Source organism: Limnothrix sp. HT2024, assembly GCF_059138625.1.
The window spans coordinates 2955503-2977149 of the sequence record NZ_CM181121.1; the positions used below are offsets into that span (position 1 = coordinate 2955503).

A 21647-nucleotide genomic window follows, 5' to 3' on the forward strand; every position below is an offset into this window, starting at 1 on the left:
GCCGCATTTTTTTGATCCAGATCCTGTTCTAATTCTTTGGTCAGCGATCGAATTTGTAGATGGGTTTTGACCCTTGCGAGCACTTCTTGTTCTTGGAAGGGCTTCGTGATGTAATCGGCGGCTCCTAAATCTAAGGCCCTAATTTTGCTATCCGTATCCGAAAGCGCGGTCATAAAAATAATCGGAACCGATCGAGTCAAGGGATCGGCCTTCAAACGCTGGCAAGTTTCAAACCCGTCGATTCCCGGCATCATCACATCCAAAAGAATCAAATCCGGCAGTTCCCGCTGCACCTGTTGCAGCGCCCGTTCACCGCTAGTGGCAATGGCCACCTCAAATCCCGCATCGCTCAACGCTTCACAAACCACATCTAGATTTGTGGGCGTATCATCCACAATCAAAATCAAACCCGATAGCATATTGGTCATGAGAACTCTCCAAAGGTTGATGGCTGACTGGTAATTGCTGACCCAGCAATGGTCAGCTCAGTATGATCTTCGCTGGGCAACGATTGCTCTTAACTGGCCAGTGCCGCCTGCAAAATAGTTTCAATCCGTTCCGCTTGGAAGGTTTTCGCCAAAGATCGCAGTTCACTCAAAAAGGATTGCATTTGCGGATCTTGCGTTTGCAGAAGGTCAATGGCAGCTAAGAGCTGTTTTAAGCGTCCCCGCTGGGCCAGATCTAGCAGGTTTTCTAGGGTTGCGCGATCGGGTAAATGAATTGCTTTTTGTTCGGCAAATTCATTTGTTAAATGGGCTACCTCGGGCTGAGAACCCGCAGCAACATCCTCCGATTCATAGCGCCAAACCACGCCCAAATGGCGCTGCAAACTTTCCAACAAATTGGCCATTAACACGGGCTTGACCAAAAAATCATCACCGCCCGCTTCAATGCTGGTTTGGCGATCGAGTTGCGTCACGGAAGCAGAAGAAACCAAGATCTTTAGGTGACAAAGCAGCGGATCCTGACGAACTTGTTTCAGCATTTCAAAGCCATCCATCACAGGCATAGCTAAATCTGTGATTACCAAGTCCGGAAGCTGATTGGGAAGCCGCGATCGCAAATCATTCAAAGCCACTTTTCCATTTTCCGCTTCGGTCACACCAAATCCCAATGGCTCTAGAAATGCCACCAGAACCGATCGATTCTCAGGGCGATCGTCCACAATCAACAGGTTCAGTTTTGCCCCCTCATAGCCCACCACCAACTGATTGCGGGACTCCAGCAACGGCACTTGCCAGCGATCGGTTGCCGGGAATGATAACTGGAACGAAAAAATACTCCCCACCCCCAAGGTGCTCTGTACCTGAATATTGCCTCCCATCAACTGCACCATTTGCTGGCTGATGGCCAAGCCCAAACCGGTTCCTTCCGCGTTTCTGCGGCGATCGCCCACCTGCTCAAACGCGGTGAACAAGCGCCCCAACTGATCAACACTCATGCCAATGCCCGTGTCTTGCACCACAAACCGCAAGCAAAGCTGTTGGGAGTTGTGGGGTGGCGCAGTGGATTCCGAGGGTCGATCGACCCATTGCACCTGCAACGTCACCGACCCCGCATCGGTGAACTTAATCGCATTTCCCAACAAATTAATCAGTACCTGACGCAGGCGTTTTTCATCCAGCAACAACCCTTCCGGTAAAGGGCGATCGGCTGCATAGATAAAATTGAGTTCCTTTTGTTCAGCACGGATTTTGCAAATTTCGATCACGCTTTGCAAAAAGGCCGGAAAATTCACCGGAGCCGGCAAAATTTCCAGCTTACGTGCTTCGATTTTGGACAGATCTAAAATGTCATTAATCAAATTCAGCAAATGAGAGCCACATTGGTAAATCACTGTTAACCCATGCTTCTCCTTTTCGGTCATGGTGCGCGATCGCAGGAGAATTTGGGCATAGCCTAAAACGCCGTTCAGTGGTGTTCGCAATTCGTGGCTCATATTGGCCAAAAATTCACTCTTGGCCGTGTTGGCCACATCCGCCGCTTCTTTGGCTTTGGCTAAATCCACCGTTTGCTGTTGGGCTTGATTTAGCAAAGCAATATTTTGGGTAAAAATCTGCTCAAATGTCTTTGCCAAAAAGCCAATCTCGTGGTCAGGCATTTGCGGAGGCAAGGTGAAAGTCATGCCCCCCTGGCTGACCCCGATCGCCCGCTGAAGCTGATTCAAAGGCCGCAACACCAAGCGCTGCAACAGCAGAGTTCCCAAACCCAAAATGCCAATGATGCCGGCCCCCCAAGTCACCATGGAAGTCAGAAAACTCTGGCGAATTTCCAAGGCCGTTTGCTCTTGATCAAGCATCACCACGGCCAAACCTCGCTTCCCTTGCACCTGAAAGAGCGTGCTGCTAAAGGGCATCAGGCTTACCAACACCGATCTCCCCTGCAATTGCAGAGGGTAACTGGCTTCGACTCCCGAGGCAGACGCACCTTGAATCGGTTCCGCCAGGGCGGGGTATTTCGCAGCATAGGATTGGTTTTCTAGGAAGCCGGAACTATGGGTTAAAACCGTGCCATCGGGTCGCAAAATAGCAATTTCCAACACCGTTGGCAGGGTGGCATAATTTTGCACCACTCGCCGCAAAATGCTCTCTTGGCTAATTTCCAGCAGTCCTTCCGTGGCAAACTGCAACCCTTGGGTAATAGCAAAGGCCCGCTTGCCTATTTGGTTTTGCAGTTGGGCCGAAATGAGATGATAGTTCACGCCCAAAATGGTCACCCCAATTGCCATCAGGGAAATTCCCAGCTTGCTGAGGAGCTGCCGAGCCAGGCTGCGGGCAGGAGCAACCACTTTGGGAGATTTGGGCAAGGGGCCAATGATGATTGTTCTGGACTTTTGGTCTGGGTTTTGGCTTGAAATTAGGGTTTCCATTGTTCAATTGCAGTCATCATTGGCCCACGATCGAATTCAATATCTTCACGAATAACCTGGCGATGGCGCGGGTCTAACTTCAGCAACTGCACAATTTCATTTTTAGCCGCTTCAAGACGACCCTCAAACATCCGGCGATTCAATTCAACTCCTCCCTTGAGCAGGCCAGAGTAGTCCTTAGCAACGGATTCTGGCGTTTGGCCCAACTGACGCGCAATGCTGGCAAACACGCGATCGGGCTGGGTATCCACCGCATGAATGGCATCCAACCAAGCCAACATGAGTTGGGTTAATTCCGCTTGATGATCCGCTGCAAAGCTAGCCCGCGTGGCCAATCCATCAATCACCAAACTGTCCACATCTTTGGTGGTAAAAATCACTTTGCCTTTAATTTTGGCCGCCGTTTCACTCAGCAACGGTTCCCAAACCACCGCCGCATCCACTTCACCTTTGGACAACAACTGCACGGCAATATCGTTGGAAACATCTTTAATTTTCACGTCCGTTGGCTTCAGTTGCTGAGACTGCAAAGCCTCTAGCAAGATCAGATGGCTGACGGTTCCCAACTTGGCCGCCACGGTTTTGCCCCGCAAATCTTTCACTGAGAGCACGGACGATCTCGCCACAATCCCATCGGAACCATGGGAAATATCCGCCACCATCACATAGGCGGGGCGATCGTTTCCCGGGTCTACCTGCATTGCCTCCCAGAGGGGCACAAAACTGGCATCCAACGAACCGCGAATGGTCGCTCGAATATTATCTTGCTGATTGGTGAAGCGCACTAACTCCACCTGGAGACCGCGCTTTTGGAAGAGGCCCGCTTCTTTGGCGTAAAGAGCAACCATGTAGCCGGGCCAATTATTCATCCCCACTCGCAAGGTCGGCAGCTCGCGATTTCCACCGGCTAAGCAGCCATGGATCACCAAGCTCAGAACGAATGCACAAACCAACAGAAATTGTGGGAACCGTTTGGGTCGAAATTTTTGGAGAGCCATCATTTTGGAGCCATCAGTTTCAGCAGTGAAGAGGAAAAGCGCAGTGAGTGGCAGGCTCACTCTAAGCCGAGGGCCGATCGGTCATTCAGACCGAACCACAACAACAGATGGCAATTCAAGTTTTTTAGGATTATTTTATGTTTTCTCTGATTCATAGCCTTAGGATTTAGCTTTCACAGGCCGCTTTACAAGCAATACCGGAAGAACCAGGATTGATCAATACAGATTTTCTGGTTTAAATTGATACCAACATATCGGGATCAAGGGGGCAAGATCGTGACAGAGACAGGAAATCAGCAAGGGTAGTGCTTCAAAATCCTCGAACTAATTTCCGAGTTTTTCCGGACTTTCAAGGTAGCACGCCCGTTTCTCCATTGCTAGAATCTCATCCCAGCAGTTGACAAAATTTATAACTAAGTTCTCAATTCAGGAATCAACAATCAACATTTGCTCCATGATTCTCAGGCTAGAACTGAATTGACTTAATTGAAATTAATTAACTGATTACGTATTTTTCAATCACAAGCCGGTTAGTGATTAATTCTCGAATTTTCATCAAGAAAAATTGCATGATAAAGATGCAAATCTTGCTTGTTTAAATCTTAGGTTATGCTGCTTTTGGGAATTGGGCTGAGTGCTTTAACCATCTTGTAGTTCACAAAACTTTCGCCTCGAACACTTACAGTCTGCGGAGAGAGCATAACAAAGCCCATCGCTTCAAAAAAAGAGCGCGCTGTGATGCTGGATTCAACTTGCAATTGTTGAAGAGAACGATCGAGTGCTTCGGTTTCTAGGGCCTGGTAAAGCTGCCGACCCAAACCACAGCGTTGATAGTTTTTGTGGCAGTAGAAGCAATCAATATGGCCATCGGGTTCCAATTCACAGAAACCCGCGATCAGGTAGCGATCGGGGGTTGACCGATCTTCCGCCACGATTGTCCAGCGGGTTTGGCTGCGTTCAGCCCAGTTGCAAAACGACAAATCATCCGGGGCCCAAGCTTTCACCTGCCGCAAGCTGTAATCACGACTGTTAATTTCTCGCACCGTATCGTGAAAAAGTCGGGCAATTGCCGCTGCATCGCTGGGCAAGCTGGGGCGAATGACGATCGCCATCGGCCGCGCGGCCATGGGGCGATCGTCCATGGGTTGATCGGCCATGGGTTAATTTGCTTTCGGCTCGGGAACCATCAATTCGGGAAACGGGGTTGGCCGATCGGCTAGGGGCGATCGACTGTTGAGCTTGGGCTTAGTTTTGGCCTAGCTGTTGTCTAAGAGGATGTCTGAAAAGCCAAAATCGATACTCTGCACGCCTCATCGATCGACGAAGACAAGATGCTCAAGCCCCTTGCCCCCACGACTATTGGTGCATTGCCCGTGCCAAAAGACACTTTTCAGACATCCTCTAAGCCTGTTCCGATCGCCGTTTTCTGGCCGCTTCCTTGCGACGGCGCAAATTAGCCGCAATCACGGATTTATCGATCGGGAAGCCCGCCGTGGGAATTTCTTGATATCGTCGCTCTTCTTCGAGGCGTTTCAGTTCCGCAAAGGGAACCCAATGAATGCAGTTCACCGGGCAGGTGTCGATCGCCTCTTGGATTAGCTCCTCGGGGTCGCCGTCTTGGCGAATGGCTCGGGCCCGGCCATATTCCAGCTCAATGTAAAAGGTGTTGCGAGCCACGTGGGCGCAGTTTTTGCAGCCAATGCAAGTAATTTCGTCCACATAGACACCCTTTTGGCGCACCAGACCGCCCAGCTCCGGTTCAAATCCGGTGCGATCGCCCAGGCCGCGCAATGATCCGCCCAGTTCTGGTGCAAACCCTGGGCCCGCGTCATGGTCGGCCCCCGGCTCGGTGGATCCCATTGCGGATCCCATTGCGGATTCCATTGGTGCTTGTGGTTCCTGATCCATGGTTTTTCCTGCCTCTAGTGGCATAGCAAGCCGACAATCGGAAAAAACAAATCGGGGCAAGTTCTGAGTTTGTGGACTCTGAGAACCTGCCCCGATCGCAAGCGAGAAAATCTGGCGAGATCGCCACTGCTTTGGGCAAAGCCAGCGCTAGACAATGGAGACGACGCGGCCGGTTGAGTCGTTGCGTAGAAAGGATCAAAGCCTCTCCCTTAACGAACCTTAACCATTCCAGCGTTGCAACACCAGACGGATCGATCCGTCCTCATTCTTGACCTGTTCGGCCACCTGGAAGCCCTGTTCAGCACCGCTGTTGATCACGGTGTGGAAGGCGTAGCGCTGGGTCACTTGCTTCAGGAACCGATCGACCGAGCCGTTCAGTTGCCAAAATTGCATATCGGTCACCAGGGCATATTCCTGGCCGTTCCAGGCAAAGCCGATGTCGTAGCCGTTGGGCTGTTCGATCGCCACGTCGGCGGTTTCCGTTTGCCCCTGATAACCACGCACGGTGGCGGGGCCTTCTTTCCAATCCATGCCCAGATCCGTGAGGGCGGCTTTCAAGGAAGTCAGGTTGCGAAGTTGCGTTTTGATTTGGCTAAAGTGCGACATGGTGGTTTTCGTTAACAGCGATCTGAACGGGTTGAACGATGCAGACCCCCCGGAGCAAGCGCGGCTGAAATTTTTAAAGCGCCGCTCCCGAATGGCTCGAAAGCTGCGCCTTAGAAATCCCAGAGTGCTACCACTCGCTGAAGGTTGTTTGGGCTTCGATCGAGGCCTCGCGATCCGCTTGGGCCCGAGCAAAGTTTTCGGAAGTTACCTCGCGACTGATGACCCGCCCCAGTTGTGCTTCAATGGCGGCGGTCACTTCGGCACAGGAGGCCCCGATGATACCGGTGACTTTCTCCTGTACCCGACCATCGGGGTAAATGATGAATTCCAGGGTTTCCATGCAGGGTTTCCAGACTAGGCGGCCAACAGGCGGTCTCAAGGCCTTTGCACAAGTCCCCAATCGGGGATAACTCGTACAGATGTTTGAGCACTGACTCGGGCGATCGCTCCGCAACGGAGAACCCAACGGGGGAGTTCCGGGCGGCGGAAAGCGCCAACCGAGCAAACCATGGTCTTTTTAGAATCGGGATTTCACCGAGTTACCGAGGGTCTGAAATGTCGATCGAGGGTCGATCGATGCGGATCGCCCAAAAACGATCCATTTCGAGACGCTTCTTGACAATTGTTTAAATTGGATAGGAGCGCTGACTTTGCCTTTTTGATAGTGTGGCGTAACTTCCGATCGCAGTCAAGGGACGCATTGGCAAGGGTTTGGGGCAATTGATCGGTCACTGAGCACCCAGCATTTATCGCTCGAAAGTATTGTCAGCTACTGGTTTGGGCAACCCACCACCCAAGCAATATCGATCAAAACCCACCGAGTCCGGGCCGGTGACCCGGCGATCGCGATTGCTGAGATTTACCGATCACTGCAATGATTGGGGGTTATCTTTATTCCCGCGTTTTCCCGCGCTGGGAATTGGTTGGAATCTGTTTGTTGGAATTTGTTGGAAGTTGATTGACCCGTTCAGTTTGGGGATTCCGTTATGAGTCATTCGGTTGTGGACTTGGCATCGGCGCAAATGGTGAATTCGGACAAGGCCGGTGCAATTCGGGTTGGGGTGATGGGCTTTGGCGGTTTGGGCCAAGCGGCAGCGCGGGTGCTGGCTCCCAAGCGCGAAATGCTGCTGGTGGCAGCGGTCGATCGCGATGGTTTTGCCTACAACCCCGAAGGGCTAGATCCCGATCGGGCGATCGCCACCTACCGCGATCGGGGTTCCGTGGGCCATCTGCCCGGTGGCTCCCTCAGCCCCACCAGCATCCTGGAGGCGATCGAAGCCGCCAAGGGTAACGTCGATGGCTTCTTCCTGGCCCTGCCCAACCTGCCCAACACCTTCATGGCCGAAGTTGTCGAACAAATCATCGCCTCCGGTTGGCGCGGCGTGTTGGTGGATGCCCTCAAACGCACCAGCGCCATGGAACAGATCCTGGCCCTGGGCGATCGGCTCGCCAACGCCGGCATCACCTACCTCACCGGTTGCGGAGCCACCCCCGGCCTGCTGACCGCCGCCGCCACGATCGCCGCCCAAAGCTACGCGGAAGTTCACAGCGTCAAAATTACCTTCGGAGTCGGCATCGCCAACTGGGAAGCCTACCGCGCCACCATCCGCGAAGACATCGCCCACATGCCCGGTTATGACACCGAGCGGGCCCGGCTGATGACCGATGCGGAAGTCGAAGCTCTCCTCGACACCACCAACGGCATCCTAGCCTTGGAAAACATGGAACATGCCGATGATCTGATGCTGGAGTTGGCGGGCATTTGCAGCCGCGATCGGGTCACCGTCGGTGGTGTGGTGGATACGCGCAACGCCAAAAAACCCCTCAGCACCAACGTGCAAGTCACGGGCCGCACCTTCGAGGGCAAAATCTCCACCCACACCTTCACCCTCGGTGACGAAACCAGCATGGCTGCCAATGTTTGCGGCCCCGCCTTTGGTTACCTGAAGGCCGGCGTTTCCCTGCAACGGCGCGGGCAATTTGGCCTGTTCACCGCCGCCGAAATCATGCCCCAATTTGTTCGTTAAGGCCAAGCGATACCCGCCCAAAACCGCTTGCAAGGCGGGTCTCGCTGGCTACGGGGCGATCGATTCCAACGGCCTATCATCAGTTTGATCAATCATTTGATCCAGCAACCGGATCAACCGCTATTAAACCCATGGGGCGCTACTTCCTCGGACGAATTGGGGTGGCAATTCCAACGCTGCTCGCCATCAGTTTGATTATTTTTGGCATTCTGGCCCTGGCTCCCGGCGACCCCTTGGGTGAATTTGCCGCCAACGGGGCCCTCTCCCCCGAGGTTCGATCGCAAATTCGCGCCTCCCTGGGGCTGGATCAACCCGTTCACATCCGCTATGTCAAGTGGCTGCTGTCTCTGCTGCGGGGCGATTTGGGCTACTCCTTCGTCAGCCGAGTGCCCGTTTTGGAACTGATTGGCCAACGGTTACCCACCACCCTGGCCGTAGTGGGAGTGGCCTACGGATTCAGCGCCCTCATTGCCCTGCCCTTGGGGCTAATTGCCGCCCTCAAGCGCCATGGTTGGGTCGATCGCACGGCCACGCTCATTTCCTTCATTGGCTTTTCCCTGCCGCCCTTTTTCACGGGTTTGCTGGTGATTTTGCTGTTCAGTGTGCAACTGCGCTGGCTGCCCTTTATCTATGACAGCAACCTGCAAGTGGTGGATTTCGCTAGCTTGGGAGAGCAGCTCAAGCAGTCCATTATGCCGATCGGGGTGTTGGCCCTGTTTCAAACGGCTGGCCTGATGCGGTTCACCCGCGCTTCGGTGCTGGAGCAGGTTTATCAGGGCTATGTGCGAACGGCTCGGGCGAAGGGACTGCCGGAATGGATTGTGGTGGGGCGGCATATTTTGCGCAATGCCTTGATTCCCGTGGTGACGCTGGTGGCGCTTGATGTGCCAGCGGTGTTCACGGGGGCGATCGTGACGGAGCAGGTGTTCCGTGTGCCGGGCATTGGTTCCTTGCTGGTGGACTCCATCCAGCGCAACGATACGCCCGTGGTGATGGCGATCGCGTTTATCTATGCGATTTTGATTGTGCTGTTCAATCTGATTGCGGATGGCCTCTATGGGGTTTTGGATCCGAGGGTGCGGCTCGATCGCTAGGCCGCTGTCATCCCAACCCGATTAACGCGCCCAAATTCGCCAACCAACTCGCAGCTCAATTCGCAACTCAACATGGACGGGCAAACAGGTCAGACAATTTTGTATTTGGGCTTAATCGCCATGGCCTTGGTGGGCGTGTTGGGATCCTTCATCCCTGCCATTCCGGGGCCCAGTTTGGTGGTGTTGGCCGTGGTGATTTGGGGAGCCGTCAAGGGCTGGGCCCTGGTGACCACGGCCCTGTGGGTGTCGATCGCTGTGTTGGTCTTGAGCCTGTTAATCGACAACCTGGCGGGCATCATTGGCGCACAAAAGGCCGGAGCCAGCCAGTGGGGGCAAATTGGCTCGATCGTGGGGTTGCTGTTGGGGTTCTTTGGCCTGTTGCCGGCCCTCCCGATCGGAGGGCCCTTGGCAGGCATTCTGTTGGGCCCGGTGTTGGGAGCCGTGGTGGGGGAAATGCTCTACCGGCGCACCATACCGCTCGTGCCCCGCTTCAAAGTTTCCCTAAAAGCAGCCTTGGGCATCCTGTTGGGATCAATTATTGGCAACGTGATTCAAGGACTGTTGGCCCTGATGGCGGCGATCGTGTTTGTGGGCACGACCTGGAATCAGGCGATGTGAGCTGTTGATCAACCCTTTTTTCGCCTGAACTTAGCCAATGGCCGCCGCGATCGCCGATCGATCCAAATCGCGACCAATGATCACCAATTGGGTCGATCGCGCTTCATCGGGCCGCCAGGGCCGATCAAAAAAGGTCTCGAACCGTGGCCCCACCCCCTGCACCACCAACCGCATCGGCTTGCCGGCCACATCGGCAAATCCCTTAATGCGGTAGATTTCCCACTCCTGCACCAGCCGCTCTAGGCGTTGCACCAGGGCGCGAGGCTCCACGGCTCCGAGGGTGAGGGCGATCGCGCTGATGTCGTCGTCATGATCATGATCGTGGTCATGGTCATCGTCATGATCATGATGGTCGTGGTGGTTGGGGCGATCGTCCAGGTTGTCTTCCACGGCCGCATTGAAGCCCAGCAACAGTTCCGGCGCGATCGCCCCCCGTTGGCAACGGACAATTTTCACCCCGGGTCGCAACTCCTGCTTTAGCCAGGTTTCCACCCGCGCCACCTCGATCGGCTCCACCCGATCGCACTTGGTCAACAGCACCAAATCAGCACAGGCAAGCTGGTCTTCAAATAATTCCTCGATCGGGGTTTCGTGCTCCAGGCTGTCATCGGCGGCCCGCTGCTCCAACAGCGCTGCCACATCGCCCACCACGCGACCAGCCGCCAGGGCTTCGCAGTCCACCGTGGCAATCACGCCATCGACCGTGGCCCCCGTGCGAATTTCCGGCCAACGGAAAGCTTGCACCAACGGCTTGGGCAGCGCTAGCCCCGAAGTTTCAATCACAATGCAATCGATATCTTCCCGGCGATCGAGCAACAGTTGCATCGTCGGTAAAAATTCCTCTTGCACCGTGCAGCACAAGCAACCATTGGTTAGCTCAATCACGTTGCTGGGGCCGTTATTGGGGCCAGTCGTCTCCTCTTCGTCACAGACTTGGCACGATCGCAGCAAGTCCCCATCAATCCCCACTTCCCCAAACTCATTCACCAAAACGGCAATCCGGCGGCCTTGGGGATTTTGCAACAAATGGCGCAGCAGGGTGGTTTTGCCCGCGCCCAAAAAGCCGGTAACAACGGTAACGGGAATTTTGTGCATGGTTATTGGTATTGAATCAATTCTGGAACTCCAGTTCTGAGCGGCCCTAAGGGAATGGCTGAACAGCCATCACTGCTCCCTTGCGAGTCTCCTCAACTGACGCAGACAAGGGGCTTAAGCCCCTTGCCCCACGACGACTCGTGCTTTGCAAGTCTCTCAAGTTAGTTCTCAGGTATCCCCTAAGCGCCCAAGGCCGAGGCTAAGAATGCCGCGCCCGCACCCACAATGGCAAAACCGATGTAGCGCAGGGTTTGGGCGATCGAGCCTTCCGCCAACCGTTGCACCACCCCCCGCACCCCCAGGGCGATCGTGAGCTGAATGGCCGTGAATCCAATCAGATAGGCCGTGAGCGGAACCATGCCCGCCCCGACGATCGATTCGCCGTAGGCATAACCATGAAACAGGCCAGCCACCAGGGCGATCGCCCCCAAGGCCACCGTCGGCAGTTGGTGACCCATGGCCAGCAACAACCCAAACAGCACCACCGAACCGGAAACCATCAGCTCCGGGAAGGGTAAATCCCAACTTTGCAGGTGTAGACCCGTGCCGCCCAAGGCCGCGATCGCAAAGATCACAGGCACAATCCAGCCTCGGGCCGCCCCGATCGCCACCAAGCCGGAGGCCACCACAAAGGCCAAGTGATCCAAGCCGATCACCGGGTGAGCCAAACCGGACATGAATCCCTCAAAGCCGTTGCTGGGCACCTGACCACCCATCATGTGGTGCGCCGATGCGGGCAACGCAGCCAACAGCAGGGCTAAACCGGCCACAGCGCCAGCAAAATGACCTTGAACCGATGCCAATGTTTTGGTTTGTCGCATGGGTAATTTCTCCAAGCCCTAGTGGGAGGATGGGATGAATGCACAATTCTAGGGAGTGGGCAACAGCCCCTAGGTGATTGAAACCGTGGTGGGGGGAATGCGGGCCAAAACGCCGTTTTTCAAGGGTTCCGGCCGTTCACCCCAAGCCAAAAGACCATCGGGGCGATCGAGATAGAGATCGGCACAGGCGGCGATCGCCTCCACGGTTTGATCCAGGTGGGCCGGATCGTGGGGCAAATCCCCAAACAGGTAGCTGTGTTTACCGGTTGCCGCAAAGGCCACCACACAGGCATGGCTACAGGCGCTCATGCATTGAGTGGGAGTCAGGGCGATCGCGCCATTGCCCCCATCCGCCAAACGGCTTTGCAGGCGATCGAGCAATTGCTCACCGCCACTGATGCCCACTCGCTGGCCGTTTTGCCAAGTGCTGGCACAGGTTGTGCAAACCAACAGGGCCATGGGAACGGTGGCGGGTTGGTCGGCCGCTTGGGTCAAGGTAACCGAGGTGGCTCCACTGGCTGGCGCTGGGCTAGTTTTCCCGGAGCCAGCTTGGCTGAAAACAACGGATGGGGATGCGGAACTGGCCGCGAGCGTTTCGCCCGTCGGTGACAAAAGTTGTGAGGACTCCACAGTCCGAACCTCGCAGAAGTGGAAGGAATAAACACCGCGCGGCGGGCATCCTGACTCAGGGCGATCGCCCATCACAGTTGCGGGACAGCGCCGGACTTGCACCGGACTTTCCCCGTTACCTCTGGTGGCTGATCTCCACCAGAACCGCAGTTGAATCACGATCGGGTTGCCCAGCGGCTGGCGACGGGATGCCAAATGGCTTGGCTGTGGCCGCCGTCGATCGAGCTGGGCAGATTCATCCCAAGAGCATAATTCAGATCGCAGACATTTCAACAGGGGTCGCTCGCCACTCCTATGCTCAAGGGGCAAGTCGTCTGTGGAGCGTTGCCCACTGAATGATGCATCACTCAACGAATCCGATCCCACCTTGGGAGAGGGGAATCATGACTTGGGGATTGAATGTACCTTGACTAGAGGGTGTTGGGTATTGCCTACCCTACAATTCGTGCTGAATCAACTAATGCTGAATTAGTGCTGAATCAACCGCAAAATTACACATATTCCGAACCCATATTTCGACCTTCCACATTCGCAAGGAGTAACCGTGAAACTGTCGGTATACCAGCCCAATGATGCAGTGGAAATCGAGCAACTGTTCATCCAAACATTCACCAACTCTGAAGGTCAGGCCGAAGGAGCGATCGTTGGGCGACTGGTAAAAGACTTAATCAGTAGCACTGACCCAAGTAATTTCTATGGCTTTGTTGCCACAGAAGCTGACCAAATTATCGGAGGGATTTTTTTCTCACGACTGATCTTTGAGAATGGAGCTAATTCCTTCATTCTGTCTCCTGTTGCTGTTCGGACTGACTTTCAGCGCCAAGGGATTGGCCAACGGTTGATTAGATTTGGCTTAGATACTCTCGCCAAGGATGGAGTAGACCTGGTTGTGACCTACGGTGATCCCAAGTTCTACTCCAAAGTGGGATTCCAAGGGGTAACGGAAGCGGTGATTCCGCCCCCCTTCACGCTACAGCGTCCAGAAGGGTGGTTAGCTCAATCGTTGACGGGGGATCAGATTCGATCGATCAAGGGAAAGTCTTCCTGTGTCCAAGCTCTCAACAACCCCGAGTACTGGTAGATCATCGTTGTTGCGGAATACGACTGTTCAATTGCAGCAAACCAAGGTTTTCAAGTGCCGGGAACCGTCACCCATTGCCCCCGATCGTGGGATTCGTGGGCCAAGTCCATGAGCTGCTGAGACGCAATCCCCTCGCGGAGGGATGGGGCGATCGCCTGGCCTTGATCGATCGCCTGCACCCAGCGATCGACCACCCGCAACACGGCCGCCATCCGCCCATCGGGATAGGTTTGGGGAAACGCCAGCCGATCGGGAATGGGCAATTCCTGCAACGGCTCGCCTGCGGGTGCATACCAGAGCTTGAACCCGTGGATATAGTCCGCTTGGTTGTCGCTGCCCAGAATCAGCGTGCCCCGATCGCCATAGATTTCCACCCAATGACCCCGCCCTTGGTAGGTTGTGGAGCTTAAACAGACCTGAACCGGCGTGCCGTCGGTCAGCTCCAGCAAGATTTGGCAAATATCATCGGAATCCACCGGTTTCAGTTGGCCGCTGCTGGGGTCGGGTCGATCGGGCACGGAGGTAACCAAATGGGCAAATAACCGCCGCACGGGCCCAAATAGCCAATGGATGTAGTCGAAGGTGTGAGACCCGATCGCCCCGAGGGCCCCGCCGCCGCTCGATCGCTGGGCATACCAATTCCAAGGCCGGCTGGCATCGGCCCGACTGGAGGCCATCCAGTCGATTTTGATCAGGCGTTTTTGACCCACGTGATCGTCCGCCAGCAGCTCCGCCAAATATTGCCAAGCCGGAACCATCCGAAACTCAAAATCCACCGCCACGATCGCCCCTGTTTTTGTAGCCAACTGCTCCAGGGCGATCGCCTCTTGCGCCGTCATCGTCACCGGTTTTTCCAACAGCACATGCTTCCCGGCCGCCAGGGCCGTTTGGGCCATGGCGTAGTGCAAAAAAGGCGGCGTAGAAATCATCACCGCTTGCACCTCCGGCAGGGCCACCATTTCCTCAAAGCTATCGAAGGCATAGGGAAGCTGATGCCGTTGGGCGATCGCCTGGGCCGTTTGAACTTGGCGGTGGTACAGGGCGATCGGGCGAGTGCGATGGTGCTGCTGCAACACCGGCAGATGGATTTTTTGGCCAAACCCCGTACCGGCGATCGCCACGCCCAGGATGTTTGTGGAATAGGTCATGATTGCTCGAAACAGTTCAGAACGGTTCAGGTTGCTTCAGGGAACTTCCGCAATATCCATACTAGACAAGGGGCTTCAGCCCCTTGCCCCCACTGTCTCATAGCAACCGGATCCGGATTGTGAAGAACCGCGCCCACCCCCTAGGACTTCATCAGATCGGAGGCCACAATCATGGTTCCGATTCCCGCGTCCGTAAAAATTTCCAGCAACAGGGCGTGGGGAATCCGGCCATCAATAATGTGAGCCGCTCGCACCCCCTGGGCCAGCGATCGGACACAACAGTTCACCTTGGGAATCATGCCGCCGCCGACAACGCCTTGGGAAATTAGCTCCCGGGCCCCTTGAATATCCACCTTGGGGATTAGGGTTGAAGGATCTTTATAGTCCCGCAGCACCCCGGCCGTATCCGTCAGCAGAATCATCTTTTCGGCTCCTAGGGCGGCGGCCAACTCCCCGGCCACCGTGTCCGCATTGATGTTGTAAGCCTGGCCATCCGCATCGGCCGCCACACTGGAAATCACGGGAATGTAGCCATTGTTCAGCATCGGTTCCAACACATCGATGTTGATGCTGTTGACTTCGCCCACAAAGCCAATTTCCTCACGATTGCCCTTTTGGCGAGCGGTCACCAGGTTGCCATCTTTGCCGCACAGCCCGATCGCCATGCCGCCGGCCTGGTTAATCAGCGAGACCAATTCCTTATTCACACGGCCCACCAACACCATTTCCACCACGTCCATGGTGTCGGAGTCGGTCACCCGCAGCCCGTCGCGAAACTGTGGCTCGATGTTGAGTTTGCCCAGCCAGTTGTTAATTTCCGGCCCGCCCCCATGCACCACCACCGGACGTAGCCCCACGCAGGACATGAACACAACATCACGAATCACCTTGTCCTTGAGGCGATCGTCTTTCATGGCTGCGCCGCCATATTTCACCACCACCGTGCGCCCGGCAAACTGCTGAATGTAGGGCAGGGCTTCGCTGAGAACGCGCACCCGGGTGGCTTCGGCTTTGCTGATGTATTCGCTTTCGTGATCCATGGTCAGTCAGTGGCTCTGAGGGTTTGCTGGGGTGAGGTTAGGATTGCCCGGTGAATAGCGGCCGGGTGGAGGAGGGTTGTCAGTGCTGTGCTTAACTCACCTCTCGGCCGTTTTCCGTGGGCCAATCCGATGAGGGGCCCGCTTCGGTTGCATGATACGAGGCAGGCGATCGGATCGTGGTGACCAGACGCACTGAAATTGCTGTGTGGTTTTCTTGAGAACCGAGCGGAGGTCGAGGCGATCGGGCTAAAACTGTAACAGAGGCTACGTAATCGTCTGGGCGCTCGGCGGTTGCTTCCCGATCAATGGGTAAATACGTACATTGGACTTTGGGGCTAATCACCATTCTGGTGGGCGTTGTCCGAGCGACCACCGTTGGCTGGGAAGTCCAGCCTGCTTTGGCCGGTGGTTCCTCCAGCCTGGCCGAGTGGCAATCGTTAATTGAGCAATCTGAGCAATTACGCGAGGAAGTGGCGATCGCGCTGCGGGGCGTGAGTCGGGCCCCGGAGGATGTGTTTTGCGTGGGGGCCCGCATTGGCCACCCGATCGAGTCCTTGAGTGGCTTTCGGATTGCGCCGGTTACCTGTCGGTTCGGCAATTGGATGTTGGAACTAGACGCGGATAATTTGGCTGTGCAGACCGATGGCACAGTAAGACCCGTGGAGCAATTGCTCAATCTCCCAATGGCGGAACGGGCCCGGTTCACAACATTACAGTTTCGGCTCCAGCGCTGGCGTTGGTATCCCGTGGCTCCCGAGTTGGGCCAGGGCGCAAGCGAAAAAACTGGAAATTAAAAAGCTGGAACTTAAAACAGCCGCCAGCGAACCATCGGGATCAGCACCAGCGAATCAGCGCAAACAGGCCCGATCGCGATCGCCCCGTAACGCACCCAAGAGGGTTGACACAAACACGCAACTCCGGCGGCTATCATCCCCCCGATCGCGCAGTTGAAAGGTGACTCGGCCCAGTTGCCCATTCACCCAGCCACTGCCCTGGAATTGCATTCGGTAAACGCCACTGCGCGATCGCAGGGTGCTGTTGTCCCCATCGATCGCTACACCGATCGTGCCCGTGGCCTCCGCCAGCAGAGGTTCCCACCGGGCATTGTTACAAAATCCCGTCCGAGCGGGCTGCACCGCCAACTCAACCGATCGACCCGTATCCCGAAAACATACTTCCCAAATCCGTCGATTGTGGCGGGCCCGGGCCTGGGCAATCCGCATCGTCCGAAAGGCCGCATCCTGGGCTGCGCTGAGGCGTTGGTTATCGGCAAAAGATAGCCAAACGGGCGCAGCGATCGCGCTGAGGATGCCCACCAGCGCCGCCACCATCAACAATTCCAGCAGCGTAAACCCCGCCCCTGAGTGACCCAAAACTGTAGGATCTGTCAATAAACAGCCCGAAATTGAGTGAGAAGGTTCCTGCCTTGGATGACCTGATAGCTCGTCACTCAATGTTACAGCGCCAGAACCCAATCCAGAATCCAGGTCATCACCCAAAACCACGGAGCCAAAACCCAATCCAGAAAACGGATTATTCACGGGCAGCATCTCGGCTGTGCAGGATTGTCGCACAAGCCACCGCCACAAAAAGGAAGAGTTCATGCCCGTATGCAGATTAGCCCATTGGTGATTATTTTGACATTGATGAGGACTATTTTCTTGCTTATGCCAGGTTGCCCATGAACCCCAGACTTGGATCGATCGCCCCTCCCCAGCCCGATCGGTATGGACTGCCGTTTTGAGCTAAATTCAGCAAGGAATTGCACGGCGAGTGACGGCAAGGCACATGATCGGGGTTGGTCAGACAACAAACCAAACGGCGGGGCAACCCTTCACAGCGCCCGATCGGGTTACCGATCCCAACCTTGACCAGGCCCTCAAGCAGTATTTTGGCTATCGCAGCTTTCGGCCCGGCCAGCGGGAAATCGTGGAAGCAGCACTGGCCGGGCGCGATCAACTGGTCGTGATTCCCACGGGTGGCGGCAAATCCCTTTGTTTCCAACTGCCCGCCCTGTTGCAACCCGGCCTGACCGTGGTGGTGTCGCCGCTGATCGCCCTGATGCAAGACCAGGTGGCCGCCCTGCGCGATAACGGCATTTCCGCCACCTTTCTGAACAGCAGTTTGGGCGTAGCCGAGTTGCGATCGCGCGAATTGGAGTTGCTGAATAACGTCTATAGGTTGGTCTACGTTGCGCCTGAACGGTTGATGACCGAAGGGTTTTTGCCCCTAATCGATCGAATCCATCAGACGGTTGGTTTGGCGCAATTTGCGATCGATGAGGCCCATTGCGTTTCCGAGTGGGGCCACGACTTCCGCCCGGAATATCGGCAACTTTGGAGCCTGCGCGATCGCTATCCAAATGTGCCCTTCATGGCCCTGACCGCCACGGCCACCGATCGCGTCCGCCAAGACATCGTGCATCAGTTGCAGTTGCGCGATCCACGCATCCACATTGCCAGCTTCAACCGCCCCAATTTGTATTACGAAGTGCGGCCCAAGGATCGCAACACCTATCCCGAACTGTTGCGGTTGTTGCGCACCACCGATGGCTCCGCGATCGTCTATTGCTTCAGTCGCAAACGGGTGGACGAGCTGACCCGCAAGCTACAGATGGATGGCATCGGAGCCTTGTCCTACCACGCGGGCATGGACAACGAAAGCCGCGCTGACAACCAAACCCGCTTTATTCGTGACGATGTGCGGGTGATGGTGGCGACAATCGCCTTTGGCATGGGCATCAACAAGCCCGATGTGCGGCTGGTGGTGCATTATGACCTGCCCCGCAACCTGGAAGGCTATTACCAAGAATCGGGCCGCGCCGGCCGCGATGGCGACCCCGCCCGCTGCATCCTCTATTTCGGCACGGGCGACATTCGCAGCATTGAATATTTGATCGGCCAAAAGCCCGACCCCAACGAACAGCGGATCGCCCAACAGCAACTGCGCCAGACGATCGACTATGCCGAAAGCACCGTTTGCCGCCGCACGATCCAACTGGGCTATTTTGGCGAAGCCTTTCCCGGCAACTGCAACGGCTGCGACAACTGCCGCGACCCCAAACCCCTAGAGGATTGGACGATTCCGGCCCAAAAATTCCTCTCCTGCGTGGCCCGGGTGCGGGAGCGGTTCGGCACGCAATACATCATCGATGTGTTGCGCGGCTCCAAAAACGAAAAAATTTTGCGTAATAACCACCAAGAACTCTCGACCTACGGCATTGGCAAGGATCGGACGGCGGAACAGTGGCATTTGCTGGCGCGATCGCTCCGGCACGAAGGCTTGGTCGATGAAACCACCGATGGCTATCGGGTTTTGCGGTTAAACGCCCTCAGTTGGGAAGTGTTGCGCAAACAGCGAGAAGTCTGGGTCGCCGTGCCACCCCAACGGCGCGATCGCCCCACCAGCAACACCGAAGACCTGGCCCCCGAAGAGCAACCCCTGTTCGATCGGCTGCGGCAACTGCGCAAACAACTGGCCGACGAGCAAAACGTGCCGCCCTACGTGGTGTTCACCGATGCCAGCCTGCGGGCCATGGCCAAGCTGCGGCCCCTGGATTTGGCGCAATTTGCCGATGTGCCCGGAGTGGGTCGCCGCAAACTGGAGCAATACGGCCAAACCTTCACGGCGGCGATCGGGGCCTTCTGCCAGGAATTCAACCTCGATTCACCGGCCAAGGCGATCGACCAACGAATCAGCGATCGCACCAGCCGCGCCGTCAGCACCACGATCTACAGCACCTGGGAACTCTACCAACAGGGCCACCGCCTGGCCGACATCGCCGAAGCCCGCAACCTACGCACCACCACGATCACCACCCACATCGAAGAGCTGATTCGCAAGGGCTACGCGATCAACATCGATGATTTCGTGGCTCCCGACATCCAGCAAGACATTGTTCGGGCGATCGACCATTGCGGAGCCCAACGCCTCACAGAAATCTACGAATTCTTACAACAGCGCCACACCTACGCCGATATTCGCCTCGTCCGCGCCGCCTGGGCAGCCGAAACCACCGACCAACTCGCCCACTAGCTTTTCTTACTCTGATCCACTTTCTATAATTAGTCGTAATAATCATGCATCAGTAGTGTTACGAACCTATGGAAATTCAGGTTAAAAACTTAGGGCCAATTCAAGATGCAAAATTCACCCTAGGAGACTTCACAATCATTTGTGGATCGAATAATACCGGCAAGACTTATGCAGTTTATGCCCTATTTGGCTTTTTATTAGGGACTTGGGCTCATAATCTAAACTTTGAAATTGAGCCAAGCATTATCAGCGAGCTTTTTTCAAAAGGAACTGTTTCACTGCATATTCCCAGCTATCTTACGCAAGCCCAAGAGATCCTTGAACAGGGCTGCCGACTTTATAGCCAGCAGCTTTATAAAATCTTTGCCGCCCCAGAAAACAAGTTCGGAGATGCTGAATTTAGGATTAAATTAGATTTTTCGCGACTTCAATTTAATCAAAAATTTGAAAATAATATTCAATCTAGAAACGTAGAAATATTTTCCTTGATCAAGCCTCAAAACAGTCTTGAATTAACAATTACACTTTTGATTTCTAATGAAAACAATTTAATTCCCGAGTCAGTTGTTGCAAGTATTATCTCAAATGCACTAAAAGATCTGATCTTCTCGGATTACCTTCCGAATCCCTTCATTGCGAGTGCTGAAAGAACAACAGGTGCGGTTATTTTTCGTAATGAACTGATTTTTGCTCGCAATCGCTTGCTAGAAGAAATGAGACAATCTAATGAAGATTTTGATCCGATGGGACTACTTTTCAAGGTCTATCGAGACTATGCATTACCGGTTAAGCAGAACGTGGATTTCACCCAAAATCTTGAAGTTATTGCGAAAGAGGAAAGCTTCTTAGTTCGTCAGTTTCCCGAAATCTTAGAAGATTTCAGAAAATTAGTGGGTGGTGAATATAGCGTTCGCAACGATGGTATTTACTATAGTCCCAGCCATCGTAAAAGCCTGAGGCTAACGATGGATGAAAGTTCCAGTGCAGTGCGATCGCTCCTCGATATCGGGTTTTATTTAAAGCACGCTGCCCAGCCGGGTGATCTTTTCATCATCGACGAGCCAGAACTAAACTTACACCCAGAAAACCAGCGTCGTATTGCGCGGCTGTTAGCAAAACTGGTGAATGTGGGTATCAAGGTTTGTATTACCACCCATAGTGATTATTTGATTAAGGAAATTAACCACCTAATCATGCTCAATCGCGATCGACCCCATCTTCAGAAAATTCGAGACCAATGGGGATATCAATCCGAAGAGCTATTAACTCCCGAACAAATGAGAGTCTATATTGCTCAACAGGCTTTAATTTCTATTCCTGGGCGCAAAGGCAAAGTCAAACGCCAAACGCTTGCTGCTGCGGATATTAATGCCGAGCAGGGTATCGAAGTAGGCAGCTTCGATCAAACAATTGATCAAATGAATCAAATTCAAGAGGCAATTATTTGGGGTATGGATTAGATGTCGGAGATAGAAATTTTGCGCTCTATGATTCATGAGCACTTACTAGTTCCCTGCCAGCCCCAAGACATCCAGTATGGTCGCCATTGCTATCAAGTAGAACTGACGGAGCGGCAAAAACAGGGAGGAGCTATACACAAGATCTATTCTCTTACTGTGACTAACTGCCCTGAGCAAACGCTGGTGATCCGTGCCGATCAATTTTGGGATCGGCGCA

19 protein-coding genes, 1 pseudogene and 1 riboswitch are annotated in these 21647 nt (G+C 54.6%); of the genes and pseudogenes, 7 read left to right on the plus strand and 13 right to left on the minus strand.

Going from position 1 to position 21647, the window contains the following annotated elements; all coding sequences use genetic code 11:
• Nucleotides 1-53 precede the first annotated feature (53 nt).
• From AC2IAX_RS11980 to AC2IAX_RS12010, 7 genes and pseudogenes are all read right to left on the minus strand, one after another.
• A pseudogene (locus AC2IAX_RS11980) lies at nucleotides 54-428 on the minus strand (response regulator); the annotation flags it as partial.
• An 89-nt stretch (nucleotides 429-517) separates the two neighbouring features.
• Nucleotides 518-2869, minus strand: coding sequence for an ATP-binding protein (locus tag AC2IAX_RS11985; RefSeq protein ID WP_494387693.1), 2352 nt, complete (start codon nucleotides 2867-2869; stop codon nucleotides 518-520).
• A complete protein-coding gene (locus AC2IAX_RS11990; RefSeq protein ID WP_494387694.1) occupies nucleotides 2857-3870 on the minus strand; it encodes an ABC transporter substrate-binding protein in 1014 nt (337 codons plus the stop codon). Before AC2IAX_RS11990 ends, AC2IAX_RS11985 begins: the two co-directional genes overlap by 13 nt.
• 599 nt (nucleotides 3871-4469) lie before the next feature.
• Entirely contained in the window at nucleotides 4470-5024 is a 555-nt protein-coding gene (locus AC2IAX_RS11995) for a GNAT family N-acetyltransferase (RefSeq protein WP_494387695.1), read from the minus strand.
• Nucleotides 5025-5268: 244 nt separating this feature from the next.
• Entirely contained in the window at nucleotides 5269-5727 is a 459-nt protein-coding gene (locus AC2IAX_RS12000) for a ferredoxin (RefSeq protein WP_494390377.1), read from the minus strand.
• Between the two features lie 267 nt (nucleotides 5728-5994).
• Nucleotides 5995-6381 carry a DUF1257 domain-containing protein gene (locus AC2IAX_RS12005; RefSeq protein WP_099532397.1) on the minus strand — a complete coding sequence of 129 codons (387 nt, stop codon included), beginning with the start codon at nucleotides 6379-6381 and terminating at the stop codon, nucleotides 5995-5997.
• 127 nt (nucleotides 6382-6508) lie between these two features.
• Nucleotides 6509-6721 carry a DUF2997 domain-containing protein gene (locus AC2IAX_RS12010; protein WP_099532398.1) on the minus strand — a complete coding sequence of 71 codons (213 nt, stop codon included), beginning with the start codon at nucleotides 6719-6721 and terminating at the stop codon, nucleotides 6509-6511.
• A gap of 682 nt (nucleotides 6722-7403) precedes the next feature.
• Here AC2IAX_RS12010 and bioU point away from each other — a divergent pair.
• From bioU to AC2IAX_RS12025, 3 genes are all read left to right on the plus strand, one after another.
• Nucleotides 7404-8408, plus strand: a complete 1005-nt coding sequence (gene bioU, locus AC2IAX_RS12015) for a (S)-8-amino-7-oxononanoate synthase BioU (protein WP_494390378.1) — start codon at nucleotides 7404-7406, stop codon at nucleotides 8406-8408.
• Nucleotides 8409-8539: 131 nt separating this feature from the next.
• A complete protein-coding gene (locus AC2IAX_RS12020; protein WP_494387696.1) occupies nucleotides 8540-9502 on the plus strand; it encodes an ABC transporter permease in 963 nt (320 codons plus the stop codon).
• 72 nt (nucleotides 9503-9574) lie between these two features.
• Nucleotides 9575-10120 carry a DUF456 domain-containing protein gene (locus tag AC2IAX_RS12025; RefSeq protein ID WP_190356245.1) on the plus strand — a complete coding sequence of 182 codons (546 nt, stop codon included), beginning with the start codon at nucleotides 9575-9577 and terminating at the stop codon, nucleotides 10118-10120.
• 30 nt (nucleotides 10121-10150) lie between these two features.
• On the opposite strand, the gene cobW is transcribed toward AC2IAX_RS12025, so the two are convergent.
• The 3 genes from cobW to AC2IAX_RS12040 form a co-directional block, all read right to left on the minus strand.
• Nucleotides 10151-11215: a cobalamin biosynthesis protein CobW gene (cobW, locus tag AC2IAX_RS12030; RefSeq protein WP_494387697.1), complete on the minus strand. Its 1065-nt coding sequence runs from the start codon at nucleotides 11213-11215 to the stop codon at nucleotides 10151-10153.
• A 179-nt stretch (nucleotides 11216-11394) separates the two neighbouring features.
• A complete protein-coding gene (locus AC2IAX_RS12035; RefSeq protein WP_494387698.1) occupies nucleotides 11395-12036 on the minus strand; it encodes a HupE/UreJ family protein in 642 nt (213 codons plus the stop codon).
• Between the two features lie 69 nt (nucleotides 12037-12105).
• On the minus strand, nucleotides 12106-12666 hold the full coding sequence (locus AC2IAX_RS12040) for a DUF1636 domain-containing protein (RefSeq protein ID WP_494387699.1): 561 nt from the start codon (nucleotides 12664-12666) through the stop codon (nucleotides 12106-12108).
• Between the two features lie 23 nt (nucleotides 12667-12689).
• Nucleotides 12690-12830: riboswitch (cobalamin riboswitch) on the minus strand.
• Between the two features lie 380 nt (nucleotides 12831-13210).
• Here AC2IAX_RS12040 and AC2IAX_RS12045 point away from each other — a divergent pair.
• Nucleotides 13211-13747 (plus strand): GNAT family N-acetyltransferase, encoded by a 537-nt coding sequence (locus AC2IAX_RS12045; protein WP_494387700.1) that lies wholly within the window; start codon nucleotides 13211-13213, stop codon nucleotides 13745-13747.
• 50 nt (nucleotides 13748-13797) lie between these two features.
• Here AC2IAX_RS12045 and AC2IAX_RS12050 read toward each other — a convergent pair whose 3' ends face one another.
• Complete coding sequence (locus AC2IAX_RS12050) at nucleotides 13798-14895, minus strand: Gfo/Idh/MocA family protein (protein ID WP_494387701.1); 1098 nt, start codon at nucleotides 14893-14895, stop codon at nucleotides 13798-13800.
• Between the two features lie 140 nt (nucleotides 14896-15035).
• Nucleotides 15036-15935: an acetylglutamate kinase gene (gene argB, locus AC2IAX_RS12055; RefSeq protein ID WP_494387702.1), complete on the minus strand. Its 900-nt coding sequence runs from the start codon at nucleotides 15933-15935 to the stop codon at nucleotides 15036-15038.
• A 305-nt stretch (nucleotides 15936-16240) separates the two neighbouring features.
• On the opposite strand from argB, the gene AC2IAX_RS12060 reads away from it, so the two are divergent.
• Nucleotides 16241-16729: a hypothetical protein gene (locus AC2IAX_RS12060; protein WP_494387703.1), complete on the plus strand. Its 489-nt coding sequence runs from the start codon at nucleotides 16241-16243 to the stop codon at nucleotides 16727-16729.
• 54 nt (nucleotides 16730-16783) lie between these two features.
• Here AC2IAX_RS12060 and AC2IAX_RS12065 read toward each other — a convergent pair whose 3' ends face one another.
• Complete coding sequence (locus tag AC2IAX_RS12065) at nucleotides 16784-17539, minus strand: prepilin-type N-terminal cleavage/methylation domain-containing protein (protein WP_494387704.1); 756 nt, start codon at nucleotides 17537-17539, stop codon at nucleotides 16784-16786.
• Nucleotides 17540-17723: 184 nt separating this feature from the next.
• On the opposite strand from AC2IAX_RS12065, the gene recQ reads away from it, so the two are divergent.
• Both recQ and AC2IAX_RS12075 read left to right on the plus strand, forming a co-directional pair.
• Nucleotides 17724-19970, plus strand: a complete 2247-nt coding sequence (recQ, locus tag AC2IAX_RS12070) for a DNA helicase RecQ (RefSeq protein WP_494387705.1) — start codon at nucleotides 17724-17726, stop codon at nucleotides 19968-19970.
• A 68-nt stretch (nucleotides 19971-20038) separates the two neighbouring features.
• Entirely contained in the window at nucleotides 20039-21430 is a 1392-nt protein-coding gene (locus AC2IAX_RS12075) for an AAA family ATPase (RefSeq protein ID WP_494387706.1), read from the plus strand.
• Nucleotides 21431-21647: the final 217 nt, after the last annotated feature.

Excerpts from the sequence above, each read along its gene's own strand:
- AC2IAX_RS11985 (WP_494387693.1), bottom strand. The coding sequence starts at position 2,869 with ATGGAAACCCTAATTTCAAGCCAAAACCCAGACCAAAAGTCCAGAACA.
- AC2IAX_RS11990 (WP_494387694.1), bottom strand. The coding sequence starts at position 3,870 with ATGATGGCTCTCCAAAAATTTCGACCCAAACGGTTCCCACAATTTCTG.
- AC2IAX_RS11995 (WP_494387695.1), bottom strand. The coding sequence starts at position 5,024 with ATGGCCGATCAACCCATGGACGATCGCCCCATGGCCGCGCGGCCGATG.
- AC2IAX_RS12000 (WP_494390377.1), bottom strand. The coding sequence starts at position 5,727 with ATGGGATCCACCGAGCCGGGGGCCGACCATGACGCGGGCCCAGGGTTT.
- AC2IAX_RS12005 (WP_099532397.1), bottom strand. The coding sequence starts at position 6,381 with ATGTCGCACTTTAGCCAAATCAAAACGCAACTTCGCAACCTGACTTCC.
- AC2IAX_RS12010 (WP_099532398.1), bottom strand. The coding sequence starts at position 6,721 with ATGGAAACCCTGGAATTCATCATTTACCCCGATGGTCGGGTACAGGAG.
- bioU (WP_494390378.1), top strand. The coding sequence starts at position 7,404 with ATGGTGAATTCGGACAAGGCCGGTGCAATTCGGGTTGGGGTGATGGGC.
- AC2IAX_RS12020 (WP_494387696.1), top strand. The coding sequence starts at position 8,540 with ATGGGGCGCTACTTCCTCGGACGAATTGGGGTGGCAATTCCAACGCTG.
- AC2IAX_RS12025 (WP_190356245.1), top strand. The coding sequence starts at position 9,575 with ATGGACGGGCAAACAGGTCAGACAATTTTGTATTTGGGCTTAATCGCC.
- cobW (WP_494387697.1), bottom strand. The coding sequence starts at position 11,215 with ATGCACAAAATTCCCGTTACCGTTGTTACCGGCTTTTTGGGCGCGGGC.
- AC2IAX_RS12035 (WP_494387698.1), bottom strand. The coding sequence starts at position 12,036 with ATGCGACAAACCAAAACATTGGCATCGGTTCAAGGTCATTTTGCTGGC.
- AC2IAX_RS12050 (WP_494387701.1), bottom strand. The coding sequence starts at position 14,895 with ATGACCTATTCCACAAACATCCTGGGCGTGGCGATCGCCGGTACGGGG.
- argB (WP_494387702.1), bottom strand. The coding sequence starts at position 15,935 with ATGGATCACGAAAGCGAATACATCAGCAAAGCCGAAGCCACCCGGGTG.
- AC2IAX_RS12060 (WP_494387703.1), top strand. The coding sequence starts at position 16,241 with ATGGGTAAATACGTACATTGGACTTTGGGGCTAATCACCATTCTGGTG.
- AC2IAX_RS12065 (WP_494387704.1), bottom strand. The coding sequence starts at position 17,539 with ATGAACTCTTCCTTTTTGTGGCGGTGGCTTGTGCGACAATCCTGCACA.
- recQ (WP_494387705.1), top strand. The coding sequence starts at position 17,724 with ATGATCGGGGTTGGTCAGACAACAAACCAAACGGCGGGGCAACCCTTC.
- AC2IAX_RS12075 (WP_494387706.1), top strand. The coding sequence starts at position 20,039 with ATGGAAATTCAGGTTAAAAACTTAGGGCCAATTCAAGATGCAAAATTC.